The sequence below is a fragment of the Microbacterium sp. 1.5R genome (assembly GCF_007667425.1).
Lineage (GTDB): Bacteria > Actinomycetota > Actinomycetes > Actinomycetales > Microbacteriaceae > Microbacterium.
Genome location: NZ_VDRC01000001.1, coordinates 902,620 through 924,532 on the forward strand (window position 1 = coordinate 902,620; position 21,913 = coordinate 924,532).

Annotated in this window: 22 protein-coding genes and 1 tRNA gene; 7 read left to right on the forward strand and 16 right to left on the reverse strand. The window is 70.4% G+C overall.

Annotated elements, in window-relative coordinates; translation table 11 throughout:
• The 5 genes from FSY98_RS04495 to FSY98_RS04515 all read right to left on the reverse strand — a co-directional run bounded on the left by FSY98_RS04495 (position 1) and on the right by FSY98_RS04515 (position 4,952).
• Positions 1-1,044 carry a hypothetical protein gene (locus FSY98_RS04495; protein ID WP_144874328.1) on the reverse strand — a complete coding sequence of 348 codons (1,044 nt, stop codon included), beginning with the start codon at positions 1,042-1,044 and terminating at the stop codon, positions 1-3.
• Positions 1,045-1,106: 62 nt separating this feature from the next.
• Positions 1,107-2,480 carry an FAD-dependent oxidoreductase gene (locus FSY98_RS04500; RefSeq protein ID WP_144874331.1) on the reverse strand — a complete coding sequence of 458 codons (1,374 nt, stop codon included), beginning with the start codon at positions 2,478-2,480 and terminating at the stop codon, positions 1,107-1,109.
• A 57-nt stretch (positions 2,481-2,537) separates the two neighbouring features.
• Positions 2,538-3,599, reverse strand: coding sequence for a polyprenyl synthetase family protein (locus FSY98_RS04505; RefSeq protein WP_144874333.1), 1,062 nt, complete (start codon positions 3,597-3,599; stop codon positions 2,538-2,540).
• A gap of 45 nt (positions 3,600-3,644) precedes the next feature.
• Complete coding sequence (locus tag FSY98_RS04510) at positions 3,645-4,379, reverse strand: class I SAM-dependent methyltransferase (protein WP_144874335.1); 735 nt, start codon at positions 4,377-4,379, stop codon at positions 3,645-3,647.
• 9 nt (positions 4,380-4,388) lie between these two features.
• On the reverse strand, positions 4,389-4,952 hold the full coding sequence (locus FSY98_RS04515) for a hypothetical protein (RefSeq protein WP_144874337.1): 564 nt from the start codon (positions 4,950-4,952) through the stop codon (positions 4,389-4,391).
• 109 nt (positions 4,953-5,061) lie between these two features.
• Between FSY98_RS04515 and FSY98_RS04520 the strand changes: the two genes are divergently transcribed.
• Positions 5,062-6,324: an isochorismate synthase MenF gene (locus FSY98_RS04520; RefSeq protein ID WP_144874339.1), complete on the forward strand. Its 1,263-nt coding sequence runs from the start codon at positions 5,062-5,064 to the stop codon at positions 6,322-6,324.
• A gap of 62 nt (positions 6,325-6,386) precedes the next feature.
• On the opposite strand, the gene FSY98_RS04525 is transcribed toward FSY98_RS04520, so the two are convergent.
• From FSY98_RS04525 to FSY98_RS04545, 5 genes are all read right to left on the reverse strand, one after another.
• Positions 6,387-7,229: a polyphosphate kinase 2 family protein gene (locus tag FSY98_RS04525; RefSeq protein WP_144874341.1), complete on the reverse strand. Its 843-nt coding sequence runs from the start codon at positions 7,227-7,229 to the stop codon at positions 6,387-6,389.
• Between the two features lie 45 nt (positions 7,230-7,274).
• Positions 7,275-8,939 carry a 2-succinyl-5-enolpyruvyl-6-hydroxy-3-cyclohexene-1-carboxylic-acid synthase gene (menD, locus tag FSY98_RS04530; RefSeq protein WP_144874343.1) on the reverse strand — a complete coding sequence of 555 codons (1,665 nt, stop codon included), beginning with the start codon at positions 8,937-8,939 and terminating at the stop codon, positions 7,275-7,277.
• A complete protein-coding gene (locus FSY98_RS04535; protein WP_144874345.1) occupies positions 8,936-9,286 on the reverse strand; it encodes a PLD nuclease N-terminal domain-containing protein in 351 nt (116 codons plus the stop codon). Before FSY98_RS04535 ends, menD begins: the two co-directional genes overlap by 4 nt.
• Before the next feature lie 92 nt (positions 9,287-9,378).
• Positions 9,379-10,545, reverse strand: coding sequence for a MalY/PatB family protein (locus tag FSY98_RS04540; RefSeq protein WP_144874347.1), 1,167 nt, complete (start codon positions 10,543-10,545; stop codon positions 9,379-9,381).
• A 95-nt stretch (positions 10,546-10,640) separates the two neighbouring features.
• Positions 10,641-11,696 carry a sorbosone dehydrogenase family protein gene (locus tag FSY98_RS04545; RefSeq protein WP_144874349.1) on the reverse strand — a complete coding sequence of 352 codons (1,056 nt, stop codon included), beginning with the start codon at positions 11,694-11,696 and terminating at the stop codon, positions 10,641-10,643.
• Between the two features lie 102 nt (positions 11,697-11,798).
• On the opposite strand from FSY98_RS04545, the gene FSY98_RS04550 reads away from it, so the two are divergent.
• On the forward strand, positions 11,799-13,877 hold the full coding sequence (locus tag FSY98_RS04550) for a bifunctional lysylphosphatidylglycerol flippase/synthetase MprF (RefSeq protein ID WP_144874351.1): 2,079 nt from the start codon (positions 11,799-11,801) through the stop codon (positions 13,875-13,877).
• Between the two features lie 90 nt (positions 13,878-13,967).
• Here the strand turns inward: FSY98_RS04550 and arfB are convergent, their stop codons facing one another.
• Positions 13,968-14,408, reverse strand: coding sequence for an alternative ribosome rescue aminoacyl-tRNA hydrolase ArfB (gene arfB, locus FSY98_RS04555; protein ID WP_144874353.1), 441 nt, complete (start codon positions 14,406-14,408; stop codon positions 13,968-13,970).
• Between the two features lie 120 nt (positions 14,409-14,528).
• On the opposite strand from arfB, the gene FSY98_RS04560 reads away from it, so the two are divergent.
• Entirely contained in the window at positions 14,529-15,338 is an 810-nt protein-coding gene (locus FSY98_RS04560) for an SDR family oxidoreductase (protein ID WP_144874355.1), read from the forward strand.
• Positions 15,339-15,359: 21 nt separating this feature from the next.
• Here FSY98_RS04560 and FSY98_RS04565 read toward each other — a convergent pair whose 3' ends face one another.
• Positions 15,360-16,661, reverse strand: coding sequence for an MFS transporter (locus FSY98_RS04565; RefSeq protein ID WP_260857276.1), 1,302 nt, complete (start codon positions 16,659-16,661; stop codon positions 15,360-15,362).
• A 70-nt stretch (positions 16,662-16,731) separates the two neighbouring features.
• Here FSY98_RS04565 and FSY98_RS04570 point away from each other — a divergent pair, with 70 nt between their 5' ends.
• Positions 16,732-17,340 (forward strand): TetR/AcrR family transcriptional regulator, encoded by a 609-nt coding sequence (locus FSY98_RS04570; protein WP_144874357.1) that lies wholly within the window; start codon positions 16,732-16,734, stop codon positions 17,338-17,340.
• A gap of 112 nt (positions 17,341-17,452) precedes the next feature.
• Here the strand turns inward: FSY98_RS04570 and FSY98_RS04575 are convergent, their stop codons facing one another.
• Both FSY98_RS04575 and FSY98_RS16625 read right to left on the reverse strand, forming a co-directional pair.
• A complete protein-coding gene (locus FSY98_RS04575; RefSeq protein WP_222119110.1) occupies positions 17,453-17,803 on the reverse strand; it encodes a DUF3800 domain-containing protein in 351 nt (116 codons plus the stop codon).
• 190 nt (positions 17,804-17,993) lie between these two features.
• Positions 17,994-18,069, reverse strand: a tRNA-Met gene (locus FSY98_RS16625).
• Positions 18,070-18,215: 146 nt separating this feature from the next.
• Between FSY98_RS16625 and FSY98_RS04580 the strand changes: the two genes are divergently transcribed.
• The 3 genes from FSY98_RS04580 to FSY98_RS04590 all read left to right on the forward strand — a co-directional run bounded on the left by FSY98_RS04580 (position 18,216) and on the right by FSY98_RS04590 (position 20,447).
• The gene (locus tag FSY98_RS04580; RefSeq protein WP_144874359.1) at positions 18,216-19,142 is read left to right on the forward strand and encodes a hypothetical protein; all 927 of its coding nucleotides are present in this window, start codon (positions 18,216-18,218) and stop codon (positions 19,140-19,142) included.
• Positions 19,143-19,212: 70 nt separating this feature from the next.
• The gene (locus FSY98_RS04585; RefSeq protein WP_144874361.1) at positions 19,213-20,100 is read left to right on the forward strand and encodes a hypothetical protein; all 888 of its coding nucleotides are present in this window, start codon (positions 19,213-19,215) and stop codon (positions 20,098-20,100) included.
• A 50-nt stretch (positions 20,101-20,150) separates the two neighbouring features.
• Entirely contained in the window at positions 20,151-20,447 is a 297-nt protein-coding gene (locus FSY98_RS04590) for a DUF4229 domain-containing protein (RefSeq protein WP_144874363.1), read from the forward strand.
• A gap of 91 nt (positions 20,448-20,538) precedes the next feature.
• Here FSY98_RS04590 and FSY98_RS04595 read toward each other — a convergent pair whose 3' ends face one another.
• Positions 20,539-21,513, reverse strand: a complete 975-nt coding sequence (locus FSY98_RS04595) for a 1,4-dihydroxy-2-naphthoate polyprenyltransferase (protein WP_144874365.1) — start codon at positions 21,511-21,513, stop codon at positions 20,539-20,541.
• Positions 21,514-21,606: 93 nt separating this feature from the next.
• Positions 21,607-21,897 carry a DUF4287 domain-containing protein gene (locus FSY98_RS04600; RefSeq protein WP_144874367.1) on the reverse strand — a complete coding sequence of 97 codons (291 nt, stop codon included), beginning with the start codon at positions 21,895-21,897 and terminating at the stop codon, positions 21,607-21,609.
• Between the last annotated feature and the right edge of the window lie 16 nt (positions 21,898-21,913).

Below are 21,913 nucleotides of genomic sequence, written 5' to 3' on the forward strand. Positions count from 1 at the left end.
TCACTGCGGCGCGGTGATACCGACCGTGAGATTCCGCACGACCTTCTCTGCCACCGGGCGCGGATCCGAGGACCCTGATCCGTTGTCGTACGTCCTGAGACGGATCCAGTCGCGCCCGACCCGGAGGTCGAGGATGTTTTCGCCGTGCATCCCTGTGCTCGTCTTCGCCGCGTCTGCGCCCGCGATCTCCACCGGCGTGCCATCCTGGCTCTCAAATGCCCATGCTCCTGCGGGCAAGGTCGTGATTCCGAGGTAGCTGCGGAGCGAACCCATGTCTCCCTCGGCCGACGTGTAATAGCAGATACGCGATCCGTTCACGACCTGATAGACCTCGGAGGGGATGCTCCACCCGCCGAAATCGGTGAACAGGGCCACGTCCTCACCGACCGTCGCCGCGACGTCCTGCGGTGTGATGAACCGCTCGCACGGCATGCCCACCAGGTCGCTCTCGACGTATTCGACGACGTGGATGCTCGCGGCTGCTCTGGACGCGAGCGCCGCCCGTGCCTGCCCGACTCGGTCGACATCCTGTCCGCCAAGCGTCGGGTCGGTGATCGACGCGGAGAGCAGCACATCCCCGTCGCGGAACTCGAAACCGCATCTGCCGCCCTCGCACGCGCGCTGCTCGCCGTAGTACCCGCCGCGCTCCGTCGCGCCGGCGATCACGGTCGCCGCATCCGGCACGATCGTGACCTCCCAGTACTGCGGATCGTCTCCGGCTGAGCAGGCGATGCCTCCTGCTCGTTGGAACGCATATTGCATGGGTCCCGGCATCCAGTTCGAGGTCGAGACCACCGACAGCGCCGCCTCTACCGGCGTGGACGGTTCCCCGACAAGCCCGGCCATCTCCGCGGCCACGTCGTCGCACGTCACGTCGAACGCCGCCGCCGGCGGCACGACCGCATCCGCCGTCGGCGACGCTGACGGTGACGGCGCAGGAGTGGCGGAGGACGAAGGCGTCGGGCTCGGCGCGGGCTCCGGGGCGCATGCCGTCAGCAGAAGGAGGGCGGCCGTGCCGAGCACGACCAGAGGACGCAGTCGCATGCGGCCAGCCTATCGACGCGCTTCTTTCGACACGCGTTCGGCGGACGACGATCCGGCGAGGGTCACTCGCCGCGGGAGACGCGCACCATCTCGTCGCGGGGAACGACCTTCACCCTGGCACGCTCGTGCGGCGCGCCGAGGCCGATCTCGTGCTCGTCGAGGCGGTGCCAGCCGTCGAGGTCGGTCCACTTCACGCCACGCTCTTGCAGCAGTGCGACGACCGCATCCTCAGACGGGTCCTCCGGGTGCCACCACGAGCCCTGGTCGTTGATGATGTGGCGGACGGTCTCCATGGCATCCGACTTCGTGTGGCCGATGAGGCCGACCGGGCCGCGCTTGATCCAGCCGGTCGCGTACACGCCGGGCAGCTGCTGATTCGAGTCCTTCGCCAGCACCTGGCCCTCGCGGTTCGGGATCACGCCGTGTTTCTTGTCGAAGGGCACGCCGGGCAGCGGCGAACCGAAGTAGCCGATCGCGCGGTAGAGCGCCTGCAGCGGCACCTCGCGCATCTCCCCCGTGCCCACGGCACCACCCTGGCCGTCCGGCTTCGTGCGCTCGTAGACGAGCGCCGCCACACGGCCCGATTCGTCGGTGCGCACCTCGACGGGACGAGCCCAGAAGTGCAGGTGCAGGCGGCGGGATGCCGTGCCGCCGGCGTTGTTCGCGGAGTCGCGCTTGCGCCACGACTGCAGCACACGATCGATGACCATGACCTGCTTGTTGCTGGCGACGGCATCCCTCGACGCCTCGTCGTAGTCGAAGTCCTCGTCGTAGACGACCATGTCGACGTCGCGGAGCTCGCCGAGCTCGCGCAGCTCGAGGGGGGTGAACTTCACCTGGGCCGGCCCGCGGCGTCCGAAGACGTGCACATCGGTGACCTGGCTCGCCTGCAGTCCCTCGTAGACGTTCTCGGGAACCTCGGTGACCAGCAGGTCCTCGGCGTGCTTGGCGAGCATCCGGGCGACGTCGAGCGCGACGTTCCCGTTGCCGAGCACGCCGACGGATGCCGCATCCAGCGGCCACTCGCGGGGCACGTCCGGGTGGCCGTCGAACCAGCTCACGTAGTCGGCCGCGCCGTACGAGGCGACCGCGTCGATGCCCGGGATGTCGAGCGTGGTGTCGCGGATGGCGCCTGTGGCGAAGATCACCGCGTTGTAGTGCTTCTTGAGGTCGTCGAACGTGATGTCCTCGCCGAAGCGGACGTTGCCGAACAGCCGGATGTCACCGCGGTCGAGCACGTCGCGCAGCGCCGTGATGATGCCCTTGATACGCGGGTGGTCGGGGGCCACGCCGTAGCGGACCAGGCCGTACGGGGCCGGCAGCTGCTCGAACAGGTCGATGGAGACGTCGAACTTGCGCTCGGCCTTCAGCAGGATGTCGGCCGCATAGATCCCGGCGGGGCCCGCCCCGACGATGGCCAGTCTGAGCTTGGTCATGGTGATCCTTTCGTATGCCGTCACGTCCGGCGCGGGCGGCCTCGTGGCCGCGCATCGTCAGCTGGAGCGTTCGACGAGGGTCTCGGCGAAGCGGGTCAGCGCCTCGCGCACGGTTCCGCGGGGAAGCGCCGTGAGCGCGGCGATCGCGTCGCGGGTCCAGGAATGCGCGAGCGCCAGAGTCTTCTCGGTGCCTGCGTGATCGCGGAGCTCGGCGAGCGCGTCGTCGAGGATCGACGGGTCCTCACCGGCCGCGATGCGCGCCACTCCGTCGTCGATCCGCTCAGCGAGGTCGATCGACGCCGCGTCGGTCTCGGCCTTCAGCAGCAGGTACGGCATGGTCGGCACGCCGGCACGCAGGTCGGTGCCCGGCACCTTGCCCGTGTCCTCGGGCTTCGCCGAGAGGTCGATGACGTCGTCGAGCAGCTGGAATGCCACGCCGATCTTCTCGCCGTAGACGCGCAGCGGCTCCTCGTACTCCGCCGGCGCATTGGAGAAGATGACGCCGCCCTGCGTGGCCGCGGAGATGAGCGAGCCGGTCTTGTCGGCGAGAACCTGGAGATAGAAGTCGATCGGATCGTCGTCGGGCTGCGCACCGATCGTCTCGTGCATCTGACCGAGCACGAGGCGCTCGAACGTGTCGGCCTGCAGCCGGATCGCCCGCTCGCCGAGGCGCGACATGAGCTGGCTCGCGCGGGAGAAGAGGATGTCGCCGGTGAGGATGGCGATGTTGTTGCCCCACACGGTCTGCGCTGCAGGGACACCGCGGCGACGGTCGGCTCCGTCCATGACGTCGTCGTGGTACAGCGAGCCCAGGTGTGTGATCTCGAGCGCCTTCGCGACGTCGATCACCTGCGCGGTGTTGCCGTCGCCCAGCTGCGCGGCGAGCAGGGTGAGCACGGGGCGGATGCGCTTGCCGCCGGCCTCGTACAGGTACCGGCTCGCGGCGTCGGCCAGCGGGTCGGCGACGCGCACATCTTCGGCGAGGCCGGTCTCGACGAGCTCCAGCCCGTCTTCGATGGCCTGGGCGACGCGGCGGCCGGCGGTGCCGATGAAGACACGGTCACTGAAACCGAGACGGCTCGCCAGTCGCGAACCCGGGGCAACGCGGCTCGAAGTCACGAGTTCAGCCTACCGTCGTCAGCCGTGCCGGTTCGCGCGTCGCGGTCACGCGGAGGCGCCGGACTCGGGCTTGCGCGCGCGGTGCAGGGCGACGATGCCGAAGGAGAGGTTGCGGTAGGCGACGTCCGCCCACCCGGCATCCCGGATCCAGGCCGCGAGAGTCTTCTGATCGGGCCATTCCCTGATCGACTCGTTGAGGTAGTCGTAGGCGGCGCCGTTGGTGCCGGCGACGCGGGCCACTCGAGGGAGTACTCGCGCGTTGTAGAAGCGGTACGCGGAGCGGAAGAGCGGACGCGGGGGCGTCGAGAACTCGTTGACCACGAGACGACCGCCGGGCTTCGTGACGCGGAACAGCTCGCGCAGCGCCTTCTTCGGGTCGTTCACGTTGCGGAGCGCGTACGACATCGTCACGGCGTCGAACTCGTCGTCGGCGAACGGGAGATCGGTCGCATCGGCCTGGACGAACGAGAGATTGCGCATCCGCCCGTGGCGGCGCTGCCCCTCGGCCAGCATGCCCGGCGAGAAGTCGGCGGCCACCACCTCGGCGCCGCTGCGAGCGAGGGATGCCGAGGACGACGCCGTACCCGCGCCGAGGTCGAGGATCTTCTCGCCCGGCTTCGGGGCGACGGCCCGCGTCGTGGCGGCGCGCCACAGCGCGTCGTTGCCGACGGTCATCGCGGTGTTCGTGCGGTCGTAGCCTGCGGCGACCTGGTCGAACATGCCGCTCACGCGGGAGGGGTCCTTGCCGAGGTCGGCGCGGTTGTCATCGTTCGGGGTCACGCGTCCAGTCTAGGCGCGGGGCCTGGGCGCCAGCCCCAGAGCCTCCAGCCGATCCAGCCAGGCGTCGGCCGTCGCGTCGTCGAAGGGAGCGACCTGCGTCCGCACCCCCTGCTCGAGGTCGAGGGCGAGTGCTTCGAGCTGCTCCCGCACCGGCGCGGGATAGCCGAACCGCACGCTGTGCTCGGCCCACTCGTCGCGGTCGTCGACCCACGTGCCCCGGTCGCCGACCACCCGCACGACGTCGAGATCCATGTCGATGCCGGTCGCGAGGAGGGGATCGTCCGTCCACCGCACGTCCCAGCCGAGGTCGATGTACACGCGCATCCCCCGCGGGTGATCGCGATTCACCGTGAGCGCGTAGTCCGTTCGTCGAGGTATCAGCGTCACGTTCGGGGTCTCGGCGATGAACGACGCACCCGGCCGCGCGCTCGGCCAGCCGATGGGTTGACCGAGCCAATCGCCCCACTCGTCGGCGCCGAGGTAGACGCACTCGTGGCGCCAGTGCGGCGAGCCGTCCCACTTGCGCCACTGGAAGATCATCTCGGCGCCAAGCGCGGGGCGGGCATCGCTCATGCCTTCAGCGTAGGCCGAGAACGTGAGCGCGTTCCGTCTCGCTGCGCTCGCTCGACGACCGGGGGGGGCGGCGCGGCCCCGACCTCCGGCGTCGAACTAGGCTGAGAGGGTGAGCAGCAGGCTGGTCGTGCGGACCCGAGAGATCGACCCGATCGAAGACCCCCTGGCCTACGCCGACCCCGCCCGTCCGCTCGCCTGGCTGCGACGTGGCGACGGGATCGTCGCCGTCGGTCACGAGGCCGTGCACACCATCACGGTTCCCGCGGGCACCGGTCGCCCTCGCTCCGCCGTGATCGCCGACGCGTGGCGCGAGCTCAGCGCCGCCGCCGACATCGACGACCCCCTCACCCTGCCCGGCACCGGCCTCGTGGCCTTCGGCGCGCTCGCCTTCGACGAGGACTCGGCCGCCGACAGCGTGCTCGTGGTCCCCGCGCTCGTGATCGGCCGCCACCGCGGCCGCACCTGGCTCACCAGCATCCGCTCCGACGATGACTCCGGCGACGACCGTCCCGCCGCCGAGGCCGCGACCCGCCCCTACGGACCGCACTGGGCGGGGACGGTCGGACCGGGGGCGCAGAGTCCGCAGGGATACCAGGATTCGGTCCGTCGTGCGCTCACGCGCATCGCCGACGGCGAGGTGAGCAAGGTGGTGCTCGCCCGCGACCTCACCGGCAGCATCCCGGCCGGTTCAGACCTGCGGCGCCTCGTCCGCGCTCTGTCCACCGGCTACCCCGACACCTGGGCGTTCGCGGTCGACGGACTCATCGGCGCGAGCCCCGAGACGCTCGTCACCGTGCAGCAGCGCACCGTCACCGCGCGGGTGCTGGCCGGCACGATCGGACGGGGAGCGGATGCCGACGCCGACACCGCGGCATCCGCTCATCTGGCGTCCAGCACGAAGGACCTCGACGAGCACCAGTACGCCGTGCAGAGCGTGCTCGCGTCGCTGCGGCCGCACACCAGGGCGCTCGCGGCCAGCGAGCAGCCGTTCCTGCTGAAGCTGCCGAACCTCTTCCACCTGGCGACCGACGTCGAGGGCGAGCTCGCCGACGGCGGGTCGTCGCTCGACCTGGTCGGTGCGCTGCATCCGACAGCCGCGGTCGCCGGGACGCCGACCCCGGCCGCGATCGCGACGATCCGCGAGCTGGAGCCCTTCGACCGAGGCCGCTACGCGGGCCCCGTCGGCTGGGTCGACGCGCACGGGAACGGCGAGTGGGCGATCGCGCTGCGCTGCGCGCAGTTCACGACCGACGACGACGACATCGCCGTCACGGCGTATGCCGGCGCCGGGATCGTCGCCGGCTCCGATCCGGAATCGGAGCTGCTGGAGACACGGGTGAAGTTCCGACCCCTGGTCGACGCGCTGGCCTGAGCGGCGCGATCCGCCTCGTCGCTGCGCTCCACGCTCGACCCGGGAGGGGACACCGCGCGCGGTCAGCTCGCTGCGAGGCGCTTCTTCTCGGCCTCGACGTCGTAGTCGGCGGCCGGCCACTGCGGATCGATCCGCTGCATCGCGTCGAGCAGCAGCTCCTGCACGGCGAGCCGCGCGTACCACTTGTGATCCGCGGGGACCACGTGCCAGGGAGCGGCCTCGGTGGAGGTGCGGTCGAAGACGGCCTGGTATGCCTCCATGTACTGCAGCCACAGCATCCGTTCGTCGACGTCGCCGGGGTTGTACTTCCAGTGCTTGTCCGGACGCTCGAGGCGCTCCATGAGGCGCGACTTCTGCTCGTCGCGCGAGATGTGGAGCATGACCTTGACGATGCGGGTTCCGGATGCCGCGACGCGCTGCTCGAACTCGTTGATCGCGCCGTAGCGTCGCTCGATCTCGTCCGCTGCCGCGAGCTGCCGCACCCGGCCGATCAGCACGTCTTCGTAATGCGAGCGGTCGAACACCCCGATGAACCCGGGCTCGGGCAGCCCCCGCTCGACCCGCCACAGGAAGTCGTGCGAGAGCTCCTCGGGCGTCGGAGCCTTGAATGCGGTGAGCGCGACGCCCTGCGGGTCGACGCCGCCGACGACGTGCCGCACGATGCCGCCCTTGCCCGCGGAGTCCATCGCCTGGAGGATCAGCAGCACCGAATCGGTCGCGACCCCCACCCGACTCTCGGCGAACAGGCGTTCCTGCAGACCGTTCAGTTCGTCGAGTCCCGTCGCGAGATCACGCCGTCCGTCGGACTTGCGGCCGTGATACCCCGGCGTGCTCGACGGGTCGACGTCGGCGAGGCGGAAGCCGTCGCCCACCTGCAGGGTGCGGGACCAGGAGTGCGCGTTCATGCGCCCATCCTGCCACCGCCCGGCGACAGGGGGTGGGTGACCGGATCACCGAGCCAGTGGGACCTCGATCAGCTGACGGCCGCCGGCGGGCGTCGTGAGCGCCTGATCGAGCGCCGCACGCGTGGTGATCCGCTGGTACTCCCAGCCGTACGCGCGAGCGAGATGCTCGAGACGCACGGTGTGGGGCGTGTAGAAGGCCCGGTCGAGTGCGGCACGGCCCGCGGTGCCTGCGACCTCGAGACCGTCGAAGATCGTGCCGCCCCCGTCGTTTCCGACGACGACCTGGAGTCGAGGTTCCGACTCGTCGGGCGGAAGCAGCAGCGCACCCACGTCATGGAGGAAGGCGAGGTCGCCCAGCAGCACCCGAGTCACTCCGGGCGCCCCGCCCGCCTGACTCGCGAGGGCGACACCCGTGGCCGTGGCGATCGTGCCGTCGATGCCGGCGAGTCCGCGGTTCGCGTGCACGGGCACCTTCTTACCCCCGAGCACCGCGTCGGCGACGCGCACGAGGCGCGACGAGCCGAAGACGAGCCGGTCGTGCGGCCACGTCGCGCGCCACACCGCATCGACGAGCAGCTCGCGGTCGAGCGGCCGTCGGACCGCCGCGAGCTCCGCCTGCACCGCTTCGCGTCGTGCAGCCGGATCCGCCGAGGAGAGGCCGCCCTGATCCGGCGCGCCCTCGCTGAGGTCGATCACCTGCGCGGCGGACGCCGTGAGCCACGCACCGAGCCACGCCCGGTCGGCGTCTCCCGCCGCGACCGACACCGCCGCGGCAGAGGTGGTGCGCCCGTTGAGGTCGAGCTCTTCACCGCCGTGCCGAACGGCGATGACCTCGACGTCGGCGCGCGACAGCAGACGGGCCACCTCGCGGCTGAGCGTCGGGTGACCGAGGACGATCGCTCGTTCGATCCGGCCGCCGAGCTCGGGCTCACCGAGCAGGGCACGGTACCCGTGCACGAGGTGACGGCCGAAGCGCGCACCGCTGACGATCTCGGCGATGAGTGGCCAGGACCCCGCATGTGCGATCTCCTCGGCATCCGGTCCGGCATCCGCGCCGGCGATGACGACCGTGCGCAGGCCTCGGTCGACGACGAGCGGCTCCCCCGACGCGCGGCGCGGCGCATCGCCCTGCACGAGCGGCAGCTCGGGCCGCTCACCCGACAGCGGCTCGCGGGACGGCAGGTTGAGGTGCACGGGTCCGGCCACTCCGGGGAGGCCGTGCGCGGCATCCGCCCCCATGGCCACGGCGACCGCGTGAGCGCCGAGACCCGTCCAGTCGCCGTCGCCCGGCACGGGCGCATCGATCTCGTCGCGCACCCACGGGGAGAACATCCCGGGCTGGATCGTCGCCTGGTTCGCGCCGACTCCGCGCAGCTCGGGCGGGCGGTCGGCGGTCAGCAGCAGCAGGGGGATGCCGGAGTGGAACGCCTCGAGAGCCGCGGGGAGCAGGTTCGCGACCGCGGTGCCCGAGGTGCAGATCACCGCAGCGGGGACGCCGCTCTCCCTCGCGAGTCCCAGCGCGGTGAAGCCGGCGACGCGCTCGTCGATCCGCACGTGCACGCGCAGCGCGCCGTCGTCGGCCGCGCGCACCGCCGCGAGCGCGAGCGCCTGAGAGCGGGACCCCGGCGAGAGGACGATGTCGCGGAGACCGTGACCGACGAGCTCCGCGATGAGGGATGCCGCGGCATCCGTCGCCGGCGACGAGGTCACGGACGCGGGTCCGGCGCGGCGCCGTCGTCGGTCTCGTCGTCGAGGCGGGCGAGTTCCTCCTCGAGGCGGCGGATGCGCGCATCCTGCTCGCTCTTGCTGATGCTGCGGAGGAACTGGGGGTCGTCGTCCGGCGCGACCGTGCGGATGGCGCCCTTGTCGTTCGCGCGGCGACGGCCGATCGTGAACCACAGGATGCCGCCGATGACCGGGATCAGCACGACGATCGCGATCCAGGCGGCCTTCGGCACACCCCGGTGTCGCGTCGACGGCTGCACGGCGCAGTCGACGATGCTGTACACCCAGAACACAGCGGCCAGGAAGCCGCCCACGATCAACAGTCTCGCCACGTCTCCAGTCTAGATGCGCGGACGGACGGCGGCTCGGGGACGGGCGTCCGCCGGCCCACCGAGGCCGGATCGTTAGACGGTCCGAGACCCTCTCAGCGTGCCTTCAGCGCCTCGGCCATGCGATCGACCGCCTGCTCGATGATCGGACGGGGTGTCGCGAACACGAACCGCATGAAGCCGACCCCGGCGACCCCGGTGGCCGATCCGTCGGTCAGGACGACGCCCGCACGCTCGCGGAAGAACTCGGCCGGCGCCTGGCCGAGGTCGAGCGCCCTCGCGTCGAGCCACCCGATGTACGTGCCCTCCGGAGCGCGGTACGCGATCTCGGGGATGCGCGCGGCGAGCGCCTCGCCGAGGAAGCGACGGTTGCCGTCGAGGTACTGCACGACCTCGGCGAGCCAGGCGCGATCGTCGCGGTACGCGGCGGTGTTCGCGATCACCCCGAGGTTGCTCGCGCCGTGCGACGCCATCATGCCGATCGGTTCCCAGACGGCGCGGTCCGCTTCGTTGGTGAGGATGAGCTGCGCGGTCTTCAGGCCGGGCAGATTCCACGCCTTCGAGGCGGAGGTCGCGGTGATGGTGTGCGACGCCGCGGCATCCGAGACCGACGCGTACGGCACGTGCGCGCCGGGGGCGTAGACGAGCGGGGCATGGATCTCGTCCGAGAACACGCGCCCGCCGTGACGCGCGACGACCTCGCTCACCGCGAGCAGTTCGTCGCGCTCGAAGACGCGCCCCACCGGGTTGTACGGGTTGCAGAGGATGAGCAGACCGGCGCCGGCGCGGAACGCGGCGTCGATGCCGTCGAGATCGAGCGCGTAGCGTCCGTCGACGACGGTCATCGGCACCTGGATCACCTCGCGCCCCGCAGCCTCGGGAACCGTCAGGAACGGCATGTACGCGGGCGTCGGCACGATGACCGGCGACCCAGGGCGCGAGAAGTGCTGCATCGCGAGCTCGAGCCCCTGGATGACGTCGGCGATCGGGTGGACGTCGGATGCCGGGACGGCCCATCCGTAGACGTCGCGCATCCACTCGGCGGCCGCCTGCGACATCTCGTCCGACACCGCGGACGGCAGGTATCCGAACAGCCCCTGGTCGACGGCGGAGTGCACGGCGCGCGAGATGCCCGGCGCGACGCCGAAGTCCATCTCCGCGACGAACGCCCCCACCGCATCGGGGAACATCGACCACTTGAGTCCGCCGATCCGGCGGAGGTGGTCGACGTCGACGGCGTCGAAGGATGCGGCGAGACTCATGCGGGCTCCTTGGCGGGGAAGTGGGTCGCTCCCATCCTTCCGTGTCTCGAGGGCATCGGGTGCATCGGGTGCATCGGCCTGGCGAAGCAGGACCCTCAGTCGATCTCGATCCGTACGATCCGGTCGTCGCCGTCCTGCGGACTCCCCCGCCCGTCGGTGTTGTTCGTGACGACCCAGACGACGCCGTCGGGTGCTGCGACGACGTCGCGCAGCCTGCCCAGCTCTCCCCTCACCAGCTCGGTGCTCGACGAGAGGCCGTCGAGTGGGACGATGCGGAGCCGCTCGCCGCGCAGGTTGGCGATCAGGAGGTCCGCCCCGACGACCGCGATGCCGCTCGGACTCGCGGCATTCGGCTCCCACTGCTGCACCGGGTCGATGAAGTCGTCGTCCTCGGCGATGCCCTCGACCTCGGGCCACCCGTAGTTGCCGCCCGGTTCGATGACGTTCAATTCGTCCCAGGTGTCCTGCCCGAATTCGCTGGCGTACATCGTGCCGTCGGCATCCCACGCGATGCCCTGCGGATTCCGGTGCCCGAGGCTCCACACCGGGGAATCGTCGAACGGGTTGTCGTCCGGCACCGCCCCGTCGGGAGCGAGTCGCAGGATCTTCCCGGACAGGGCGTCCGGATCCTGCGCACTGTCTCGGTCGCCGGCGTCGCCGGCGGTGACGTACAGCATCCCGTCCGGCCCGAACGCGATGCGACCGCCGTTGTGGGTGCGCGCCGACGGGATGCCGTCGATCACCGTCACGGCGGGTCCGAGCTCGAGGGCACCGGCGTCGCCGCTGATCTCGCGCCGTTCGACGCGGTTCTCGCCCTCCGCGGTGAAGTAGGTGAACAGCTCGCCCTCGTGCACGGCGATGCCGAGCAGCCCGCCCTCTCCGCCGTGGGCGACGCCCTCGATCGTGCCGACCTCGCGCTGGTCGTCGTCTCCGAGTTCGAGGATGCGGGCGCTGTCCCGCTCGCTCACGAGTGCGACGCCCTCGTGGAACGCGACCGACCAGGGGGCCTCGAGGCGATCGGCGACGGTGTCGGACAGGGCGGTCGATGCCGGGCGGGGCTCGGCGGCGCACGCTGCGAGAAGGAGGACGGATGCCGTGGCGGCGGCGGCGAGCGCGCGACGCGCGAGGGGCGGATCATGATCGGAGGGCATGCCCCCATCCAACGCGGCGCCCGTCGTCGCGACAAGGGGCCGGCGCCGACCGGCATCCACAGTCACCTCCCGCCACCGCACCCCCGTCGCTACGCTGAGCGCATGACCGAGGCGCGCCGCACTCCGCATCCCGTCCTGTCCGTCGTCCGGCGCATCCCCGCGACGCTGACGATGGTGTTGCTGATCCTCCTGGCGGGGGTGGTCTGGCAGGGCCTCTGGCGCCCGTTCGAGGACTCCTCTCTCTTCGGCTCGGTCGCCTACGGCCTGCCCAACCTCGCCGACGGGAAGTGGTGGACGCCGCTCACCGGCACCTTCTTCGTGAACCAGCCGTGGGTGTACGTGTTCACCATCGCGGGGTTCTGGGGCATGGCGTACCTCGAGTACACACGCGGGAGCCGCGTCGCCCTGGCCTACTACTGGACGGGTCAGCTGTTCGCGATCCTCGCCACCGCTCTGCTGCTGTTCGCACTCGCGCAGTTCCCGTGGGCGTGGGCGAGCGCGCAGGCCCAGGCGCTCGATGTCGGTGCATCAGGCGGCGCGATGGCATGCATCGCTGCCGCCGTCGGACGGTTCCGCCCGCCGTGGCGCGTGCGAGGATGGCTGATCCTGCTCGGCTTCGTCTTCATCGCGATGCTCTTCTGGGGCAAGGTCGCTGACCTCGAGCACCTGCTCGCCGTGCTGCTGATCCTCGTGGTGGACCGCTCGCTGCGCGTCGCGCGCACGACCGTGCGCGAGCAGCGCCTGGTCGCCGTGGTGGCGATCCTCGTGCTCGGTGCGGTCGAGATCATCACGACGCTCATCGCGACCGACGGCCCGTTCGGCCTCACCGAGCCGGCCTCCGGTGGCTTCGTCGATCTCGCGATCGACGTCGTGGTGATCCTCGTGCTCGTGAACGGCCTGCGCCGCGGGCGCCGTTTCGCCTGGGTGCTCGCCATCCTGCTCGGCGTTTTCAACGTGCTGACCGCCGCACTCGTGCTCACGCTCATCACGGTGTTCAGCCAGGCGCAGGTCGACTTCCGGTGGGACGGCGAGACGGAGCTCACGCTCGCCAACGGCTTCCTGTGGATCATCATGCTCGCCTACCTCATCGGCGTGCGGCGGGCGTTCCGCGCGAAGCGACGCTCGCTTCTCGGCATCCAACCGGCACCAACGGTCGACGACGTCAAGACCGCGCTGCGCGCGCACGGCGGCGGAACGCTCTCGTGGATGACGACATGGGAGGGCAACAGCTACGCCCGGCTCGCCGGCGGCGGCATCGTCGCCTATCAGCGACGGGCAGGGGTGGCGCTCGCGCTCGCCGACCCGATCGGACCGGCCGCAGGGCGGAGCGAGGCGGTCACGGACTTCGTCCGCACGGCGGAGCAGGCCGGACTCGTGCCGTGCTTCTTCAGCGCCGACGACGCCACCCGCGACGCGGTGCCTGACGGGTGGCGCTCGCTCGTGGTCGCCGACGACACGATCGTCGACCTGCCGGGGCTCGAGTTCACCGGCAAGCGCTGGAACTCGGTGCGCAGCTCGCTGAACCGGGCAGGACGCGAGGAGATGACCTTCCGGATGACCACGCTCAAGGCCGAGTCCTGGGGCGTGCAGCAGCAGCTGCGAGCGATCTCCGAGGCCTGGGTGGGCGACAAGGATCTGCCGGAGATGCGCTTCACCCTCGGCACCCTGGAGGAGGCGGAGGACCCCGAGGTGCGCCTCGCCCTCGCGCTCGCGCCGAACGGCGACGTCGACGGGTTCCTGTCATGGCTGCCGGTGTACGGCGAAGGCGGCGTGGTGCGCGGGTGGACGCTCGACCTCATGCGCCGACGAGACGGCGGCTTCGGACCCGTGATGGAGTACCTCATCGGGTCGTCGGCCAGACAGTTCTCGGATGAGGGGGCGCAGATCATGTCGCTCTCCGGCGCCCCGCTCGCGCACGACTATCCGCCGGATGCCGGGATGATCGCGGCGCTCAGTGACCGCCTCGCCGAGGCGCTCGAACCGGTGTACGGGTTCGGTTCGCTGCATCGCTTCAAGCAGAAGTTCCACCCGCGCTACGAGACCATGTACCTGCTGTTCCGCGACGAGAGCGACCTCGCCGCCATCGGCCCTGCCCTGACCCGCGCGTTCCTGCCCGACGCCACGCTGCGGCAGTTCGCCGGCGCGGGGCTCGAGCTCGTCCGGGGCGGCGGGAAGGACTGACGGCGGGCGTACGCTCGCGTCGCAGATGTGCGACCGCGTCGCAGGTTCTCGGCGGGGTCCTGCGACGCGGGTGCATAACTGCGACGCGCGTCAGACGTCGCGCGGCCGGCGCCGCATCTGCTTCACATCGGTGCGCCGGTGCTTCGCCGTCAGCCGTCGCTCCTTCGACCCACGGCTCGGCTTCGTGGGGCGTCGCGGCGGAGCCGGCGGCTGAAGAGCGGAGGCGACCAGAGCGGCGAGGCGCTGGCGCGCGGCATCCCGGTTGCGGAGCTGGGCGCGGTGCTCGGATGCCGCGATCGTGACGACACCGCCGACGAGCCGCGCGGCGAGCCTGTCGCGCAGACGGTCCCGCTGGACAGGGGTGAGGACGGGGCTCGCACCGACGTCCCAGCTGAGCTCGACCCGCGAGTCGGCAGTGTTCACGCCCTGGCCTCCTGGACCGGATGACCGCGAGAACCGCCACGACAGCTCGGTCTCGGGGATGGTGAGCCCCGGCGAGACGCGGAGGCCGGGGCGGAGCGGTGCGGCCATGGCATCCATCATCCCGCTCGTCGCCCGCTAGCGCCGCATCCGTGCCACGTCAACCCGCTCGGCCGCACGACCGCGGGCTCCTACGGTCGACGACAACGACGACGAGTGAGGAGCAGGATGATGAGCACGGGCATCGAGGCAGAGGCGCGACGCGCGATCGTGACGGCGGCGGACTCGGGGATCGGACGCGCGACGGCCGTCGCCCTCGCTGCCGCCGGCATCGACGTCGGCATCACCTGGCACTCCGATCAGGCAGGGGCCGAGGAGACGGCGGCCGAGGTGCGGGCCCACGGCTCACGGGCGGTGGTGACGCAGCTCGACGTCTCCGACATCCCCGCGTGCGGCGACGTGATCGACGGCCTGATCGCCGAGCTCGGCGGCGTCGACGTGTTCGTGAACAACGCCGGCACCGGCGCGAGCACCGGGTTCCTCGACCTGTCTCTCGACGACTGGAATCGCGTCGTCGACACCGATCTGACCGGCGCCTTCGTCTGCCTGCAGCGCGCAGCCAGGGCCATGGTCTCCGCGGGACACGGCGGACGCCTGATAGCGGTGACCAGCGTGCACGAGCATCAGCCCATGGTCGGCGCGAGCGCCTATGACGCCGCCAAGCACGGGCTGGGCGGCCTGATGAAGAACCTCGCCCTCGAGCTGGGCGCCCACGGCATCAGCGCGGTCAGCGTCGCGCCGGGTGAGATCGCGACGCCGATGACGGGGAACGACGACGTCGATCCGCACACGGTCGACCGACCGGGCATCCCGCTCGGGCGACCCGGCGACGCGCGCGAGGTCGCAGCACTGATCGCCTTCCTCGCCTCGCCGGAGGCGGCCTACATCTCGGGAGCGTCGATCGCCATCGACGGCGGGATGCTGCAGATGGGCCCGCAGGCGGGGGCGGCGATCACGGACCACAGCTGGCGGACCGTCTGACCGCGCCCCCGACACCGGCGTTCAGCGCGCGATCGGCACTGGGGGCTCGGCCGGCGCGTCGGCCGTCGTCGCGCCCGTGTCGGCGGGAGCCGAGCCGCCCTTGGCGGTGTTCGCGATGTGGGCGCGCCACACGACGACCGCCGCGACGAGCATGATCGCGACACCCAGCCAGTAGGGCGCGGCGTGGCTGACCGTCGTGTAGAGCGCGGCGGCGATGAGCGGGGCCACGGTGCTCATCGCGGCGTTGAGCGACTGAGTCGCACCGCCGAGCCAGCCCTGCTCGTCGTCGCCGACCGCGTTCGACATGGCGCCGTCCATCGCGGCCTGCGAGGCGCCCTGACCGGCTGCGAGCAGCAGCGCGCCGACGATGAACACCCAGGGCTGGGCGAGTATCGAGGCGACGATCGCGAGGCCGGCGAGGCCGATCATCTGCGCGACGATCCCGCTCACGATCACTCCTCGTTCGCCGATGCGCGGGAGCAGGATGCCGAGCAGCACGCCCTGGATGAGGATGTCGATGATGCCGACGGCGGCCGTGAGGAGCCCGATCTGCGTCGGACCCCACTGGATCGAGTCGAGCGCGAGCACGCTGAAGTTGTTGACGAAGAAGCCGAACGGCAGAGCCAGCAGGCCGAAGCCGATCATGAGAGCGCGGAGCTCCGTGCGCCCGAAGGCCTCCTTGAACACCGCGAAGGGCTGCACGTCGCGCGCGCGGATGACGGCGATGCGGTTCTCGGGCTTCAGGCTTTCAGGCAGCAGGAAGAGGCTGAGGACCGCAATGACGAGTGAGACGGCGGCCGTGAGGAACACGGGCAGCTGCAGGCTCACCGCCGCGAGGAGACCGCCGATGGCCGGGCCCAGCATCATGCCGATGCCGGAGAGCGCTCCGAGGAGGCCGAACCGCTGCGCGCGCTTCTCGGGCGGGGTGATGTCGGCGAGGTAGGCGAACAGGGCGGGCATGTCGCCGGCCGTGAGGCCCTGGATGACACGGGCGAGCACCAGCACCCAGATCGCGCCGCCGATGCCGAACAGCGCCATCGAGAAAGCGGCGCCGAATGCCGCGGCGATGATGATCGGTCGGCGGCCGAATCGATCGGAGAGGCGGCCGAGGAAGGGGGCGACGAGGAACGCGCAGAGGCCGTTGATCGCCTCGAGCACGCCGACCCAGAGGGCGAGGTCGTGCTCGTGGTCGACGTACTGGAGCACCACGAAGGGCAGTACGGGGAGGACGACGGTCATGCCGATCACGGTGAGCAGCGTCAGCGTGACGAGCATGACCCAGGCGCGCGTTCCGCCGCGCGCAGACGTGTTGAGTGAAGTCACTCCGTAACTGTATCAATACCAGGTTTGGTGTCAAGCCAGTTTCGCACCGAGTTCGCGATAGACTGCCGGCATGACGACCGCCGAGCCGATGGGCCGCCGCGAACGCAAGAAGGCCGCCACGCGCAAGAACATCTCCGACGTGGCGACCATGATGTTCTTGGAGCGCGGCTTCGACAACGTCAGCATCCGAGAGGTGGCCGACGCCGCCGACGTCTCCCCCACGACCGTCTTCGCGCACTTCCCGCAGAAGGAGGCCCTCGTCTTCGACGAGGACGACGAGCAGCGCGACCGTCTCGTGGCCGCCGTACGCGATCGCGCAGACGGGGTGTCGATCAGCCGATCCATCCACGATTTCTACCGTGGCGAGATCGGCGTCAACCTCGACGAGCACGGCGAGGACGTCGCCCGCACATTCATGCGCTTCCTCAACGAGACACCGGCCCTGCGCGAGTACGCGGCGAAGATGTGGCTGCGACATGAGGATGCTCTCGCCGAGGCGATCGCCGACGAGCTCGGCCTCGATGCACCCACTCCCGAGCTGCGCGTCTTCGCCCGCTTCGTGCTGCAGATGCAGTTGCTCGTCACCGACAGCGATGATCAGCTCGCCACGCTCGATGCCGGCTTCGCCGTGCTCGAGGGCGGCTGGGAGCAGGTCGAGAAGCGCCTCGAGGGACGCTGAGGACCGACGAGCACATCACCGACGCATTGTCGGACGGTTCTGGTACGCTGGCCCCGCCGGCGAGAAGAGGTCCAGGGGATCTCTTCCCTGAGGGGATAGCCGGCACACTTCTTCAGCCGGTTCCCCAGGGCGTGAACGTCGTAGCCAAAGATGGCTTCACGGATTCCCGAAACCACGCACCACCCTTGCCGACAAGGTGACGGTGCACTCCCCACAGCGCATAGTCTGCGACCTGCAGCCCCCAGGATGTCGAAGCGTCCCAGATGCAGAGCGTGATCCGGCGATCGATCTGATCGCACACGTCTTGGATCGCCTCACGCGCCTGCGACGCTCTCGTCTTGGTGCCGAAGCTGCCCGCGATGATCACCACGCGGTCAGCTGACGACGACACCCTGAGAACCACTTCCTTGATATGCAGATACCAGGCGAGCTTGTAAAGATAGATCTGCCCTCTCGCGCGCACGTAGTCGTAGCGTTGGCGGTGCCGAACCCGAAATAACCTGACTCGGTGGGCGACGCGACCGCTCCGTAGTCGAGGTTTCCTGTCTCATCGGCGTAAAGGTAGATGTCGGCCACCGTCGGATCCTAAGAGCGCCGTGGATCCGAGCCCATATGCGACCCGAGATATCAGATCGCGCAGGCGCCCTGAGAAGTGGACGCGACGGCGGGAGTCGAACCCGCAACGCCGTCAGTTATGAGCTGAGGCCCGGGACCACCCGGATCGCCGCGATGGGGTCGACGTTACCCGGGCGCCACCCCGGGCACCATGATCGTTCCGCCGATTTACCGCCCGTGTCGGCGTGTGACGATCGTCGACGTTCTGCGACGCCGCACGAGTCCGGCGACGTCGGCGGGTTCGGTGTACCGTCACGACCATGGCCGCTTCCCCCGTCTCCGTCACGACCGGCCAGAAGACCCACCGGTGTCTGCGACTGTCGCTCGTGCTCGTCGTCTTCGCCCTGCTGGCCGCCGTCACGCTGCAGAGCGTCGTGGTGACCTGGCAGCCGCTGCAGTTCGGCTGGCATCCGCTCGCGTCGATCAGTCACGCGTTCTACACCCCGGTGCGCGATGTCTTCGTCGGGTCTCTGATCGCGGCCTCCGTGGCGCTGCTCGCACTGTCCGGTCGCACGCGCGCGGCGACCCTGCTCGACGTATGCGCGGTGTTCGCACCGCTCATCGCGATCGTGCCGACGGGCATCGCCGATTCCCGGGCCGAGGGCCATCTCCCGTGCCCCGCCGCCATGGACTGCATCCCGGGCGGAGCGATCGAGTCGGCGAAGGCGGGAGTGGCCGTGTACGCGATCGCCGTGGCCGCGACGGTCGTCGTGACGGCCGTGATCCGGGCGCGCACGCGCACTCCGAACCGCGCAGCCGTGCTCGTCTCGGTCATCGCCGTCGTGACGGCATCCGTCGTCTCGGCGCTTGCGTTCGTCCCGTCGCTGAACGACCGTTTCCCCTTCAACTTCTGGCCCGTGCACAGCATCCACTTCGTGGTCACGCTCGCCTTCTTCGGCGTCTTCGCCGCGGTGCCGCTCCTCTACGCGGGTGGGCCGCTCGAACCCGGCGAGACCCCGCCCACGCCGCGTCAGCGCGCGACCTACCGGTGGATCGCCGGGCTGCTGATCGCCGACCTGGTGTTCCTCGTGACGGCGGTGCTGTTCCGTCAGGTGTTCGGCGAGACCCCGGCCCTGCTGATCGGCGAGGCCGCGGCGCTGCTGCTCTTCGCCTGGTTCTGGCTCCTGCAGACCTTCCAGCGATGGAACGACGAGAACCCGCCGTCGATCCTCGCCCCGCGATCCTGACGGCCATGAGGGATTCCGGACACGCCCCGTGGCACTCGCGCGCGGCGGGCCGATCGGCGACGATGGGGGAATGCTCTGGCCGTTCGGAACCCTCTGGCGCCCCGTGCGGCAGAAGCGTCGCGACACGGTCGACCTGCGCTGGCTGACCGCGCGCTCGTGGACCAGACGCTGGTACCCGCAGGGCGTCGACCTCGGCGAGTGGCATGGCCGGCGCACCCTCGCGGTGAGCTGGTTCCGGCAGCGGCTCGACGGCCACCACCTCGCCTCGCGCGTCGCTCTCGTCGACCTCGACCGCTCCCGACACCTCGACGTGCTGCTCGCCGTCGAGGAGGAGGGCGAGCTGCGGCCGGCCCCGGTCCACGCCGGGGGTCTCGCCTGGTTCGATGACCGGCTGTTCGTCGCCGCCACGAACGAGGGCATCTGGGAGTTCGACCTGTCACGAATCCGGCGCGTGCGCGGGGCCCTCGCGCGACGCCTCGCCGGATCGACGAGACGCGGTGCCGGCGTCACGGCGCTCGTCGCAGTGCGCACCCGTGTCCACCCGGTCGCGCTGCGCTGCTCGTACATCGGCCGGGTGTTCGACGCCGACGGGTCGCCTCTGCCGCGCGTGCTGATCGGCGAGTACCGGAAGGACGACGGCGGTCGGATCGCCGAGTTCAGGATTCCCGAGGGCGACGAGGGCCGGTTCACCGAGGTCGAGCGCACAGCCCCCGGGATCCCGCGCATGCAGGGGGCAGTGCGCTGGGGCGAGCGCCATTTCGTTTCCCAGTCCGACCTGCTCCGCCCCGGCAGCCTCTGGACGGGCTCGCGCGATCGGCTGGAGCGCAGCCCCGTTCCGTTGCCGGTGGGGTGCGAGGACCTCGCCCTCGACCTCGACGCCGGCTACCTGTGGACACTCGGCGAGCACCCGTGGCGGCGCGTCGTGCGCGGCATCCCGCTCGCCTCGCTCACGTCATGAGCCTGCCGGCTCTCAGCCGGCTGATCGGCGCGCGAACGTAGACTGTCCTGGTGAAGAAGCCTGCACCTCTCCTCGTCTACACCGTGCTGCGGCTGCTGGCGTTCCTCGTTCCGCTCGCACTGATGTGGTTCTTCTTCCCGATCTTCCGCGAGTTCTGGTGGCTCGCTGCGATCTTCGCCGCCCTCATCGGGGCCAGCATCTCGCTGATCTTCCTGCGCGCACCGCTGTCGAACGCCTCGACTCGCATCCACGAGCGCCGCGCGGGACGACCCGTCGCCGGTCAGGCCGACGCGGACATCGAGGATGCTGCGATCGACGGGCGCACGGACGACACCGACCGAGCCTGAGTCGGCCCCGGCCCGACCCGACCCGATCCGGCCCGACCGGACCGCGCTCGTCGCGAGTGCCGACCAGCCGGCGGGAGCCGGCGGATCGGCATCAGCCGGCGAAGGCCCAGAACAGGGCGCCCGCATACAGGAGCGCGGTCAACGACGTGAGCGCGAGGGCGATGACGAGCTCCTTCGGCTGACGGTACGTCCAGACGATGAGGATCGCCGGCAGCCCCGAGAGCAACGCGAGCAGTCCGATCCAGGCGATCGGGTAGAGCAGCGCGAGGAAGATCAGGATGCCGAAGGGCGCCAGCACGAAAAGAGTGAACAGCACCTGGGTGGGGCGGCGACCGATGAGTACGGTGAGCGTGCGCTTGCCGACCACGCGGTCCTGATCGATGTCACGCAGGTTGTTGGCGAGCAGCACCGCGCAGGCGAACAGACCGGCGGCGATGGCGCCGAGCCAGGCCTGCTGCGGAAGCTCGAACACCTGCACCCAGGTCGTGCCGAGGGTGGCGACGAGCCCGAAGAACACGAAGACGAAGACCTCGCCGAGGCCGAAATAGCCGTACGGGCGCTTGCCCCCGGTGTAGAACCAGGCGGCGACGATGCATGCGACGCCGACCGCCAGCATCCACCACTGCTCCGTGCGGATGACGATCGCGACGCCGACGGCCGCTGCGAGGGCGAAGAACACGAGGCCGATGATCAGCACGGTGCGCGGCTTCACGCGGCCGGAGGCCGTGAGGCGGGCGGGCCCGACGCGCACAGCGTCCGTGCCGCGGATGCCGTCGCTGTAGTCGTTCGTGAAGTTCACGCCGATCTGCAGCAGCACCGCCACCGCGAGGCAGGCGAGCGCGATGACCCAATGGAACTCGGGGCCCGTGCTGCGGGCGGCGCCCGTGCCGATGACCACCGGGGCGATCGCCAGCGGAAGGGTGCGCAGTCGGGCGGCGCCGATCCAATCCCGCGCCGTGATGGGGCCGGCTTCGACGATCGGCTTCTTCGCGGGGTTGCCGCTCGTGCGCGCGGGAGTCCTCGAGGACGTCGTGCTCTTCTTCTTGCGCTGGGAGGATGCTGCCACGGAGGGAATCCTACTGGCCACGGCTTTCCCGGCTCGTCAGGAGGAGCGCACGCTCGGTCGTTGACCGCGCGCGGGGAGACCGCGCCCTGGGCGTCAGGGGTTCGGGTTCGAGTCCTTGCCGTCGAGCCAGAGCGTGTCGCTCCTGTCGCCGTGCGCTCCGCCCTTGCCGACGTGCTTGTCGCTGATCTTCGGCCCCTTGAGGATGACGTGCACCATCGCCTGGGCGTGTCCGTGCCCCAGGGAGTACTCCTCCTTGAGCCAGTTCAGCACGACGGTGGACTTCGTCGTCTCGTCGAACCCCTTCTCCTTCGCGAGTTCGATGAACTGACGAGGGGTGAGGCCGGTCTGGGTCTCGACCTTGTCGAGGTAGGCCTGGAATGACATGAGTGCTCCTGAGCGT

Bases quoted from the DNA above. Each gene is read 5' to 3' on its own strand.
- FSY98_RS04580 (WP_144874359.1), top strand. From the start codon at position 18,216: ATGGCCGCTTCCCCCGTCTCCGTCACGACCGGCCAGAAGACCCACCGG.
- FSY98_RS04495 (WP_144874328.1), bottom strand. From the start codon at position 1,044: ATGCGACTGCGTCCTCTGGTCGTGCTCGGCACGGCCGCCCTCCTTCTG.
- FSY98_RS04585 (WP_144874361.1), top strand. From the start codon at position 19,213: ATGCTCTGGCCGTTCGGAACCCTCTGGCGCCCCGTGCGGCAGAAGCGT.
- FSY98_RS04560 (WP_144874355.1), top strand. From the start codon at position 14,529: ATGAGCACGGGCATCGAGGCAGAGGCGCGACGCGCGATCGTGACGGCG.
- FSY98_RS04525 (WP_144874341.1), bottom strand. From the start codon at position 7,229: ATGAACGCGCACTCCTGGTCCCGCACCCTGCAGGTGGGCGACGGCTTC.
- FSY98_RS04540 (WP_144874347.1), bottom strand. From the start codon at position 10,545: ATGAGTCTCGCCGCATCCTTCGACGCCGTCGACGTCGACCACCTCCGC.
- FSY98_RS04500 (WP_144874331.1), bottom strand. From the start codon at position 2,480: ATGACCAAGCTCAGACTGGCCATCGTCGGGGCGGGCCCCGCCGGGATC.
- FSY98_RS04570 (WP_144874357.1), top strand. From the start codon at position 16,732: ATGACGACCGCCGAGCCGATGGGCCGCCGCGAACGCAAGAAGGCCGCC.
- FSY98_RS04600 (WP_144874367.1), bottom strand. From the start codon at position 21,897: ATGTCATTCCAGGCCTACCTCGACAAGGTCGAGACCCAGACCGGCCTC.
- FSY98_RS04515 (WP_144874337.1), bottom strand. From the start codon at position 4,952: ATGAGCGATGCCCGCCCCGCGCTTGGCGCCGAGATGATCTTCCAGTGG.
- FSY98_RS04550 (WP_144874351.1), top strand. From the start codon at position 11,799: ATGACCGAGGCGCGCCGCACTCCGCATCCCGTCCTGTCCGTCGTCCGG.
- arfB (WP_144874353.1), bottom strand. From the start codon at position 14,408: ATGGCCGCACCGCTCCGCCCCGGCCTCCGCGTCTCGCCGGGGCTCACC.
- FSY98_RS04545 (WP_144874349.1), bottom strand. From the start codon at position 11,696: ATGCCCTCCGATCATGATCCGCCCCTCGCGCGTCGCGCGCTCGCCGCC.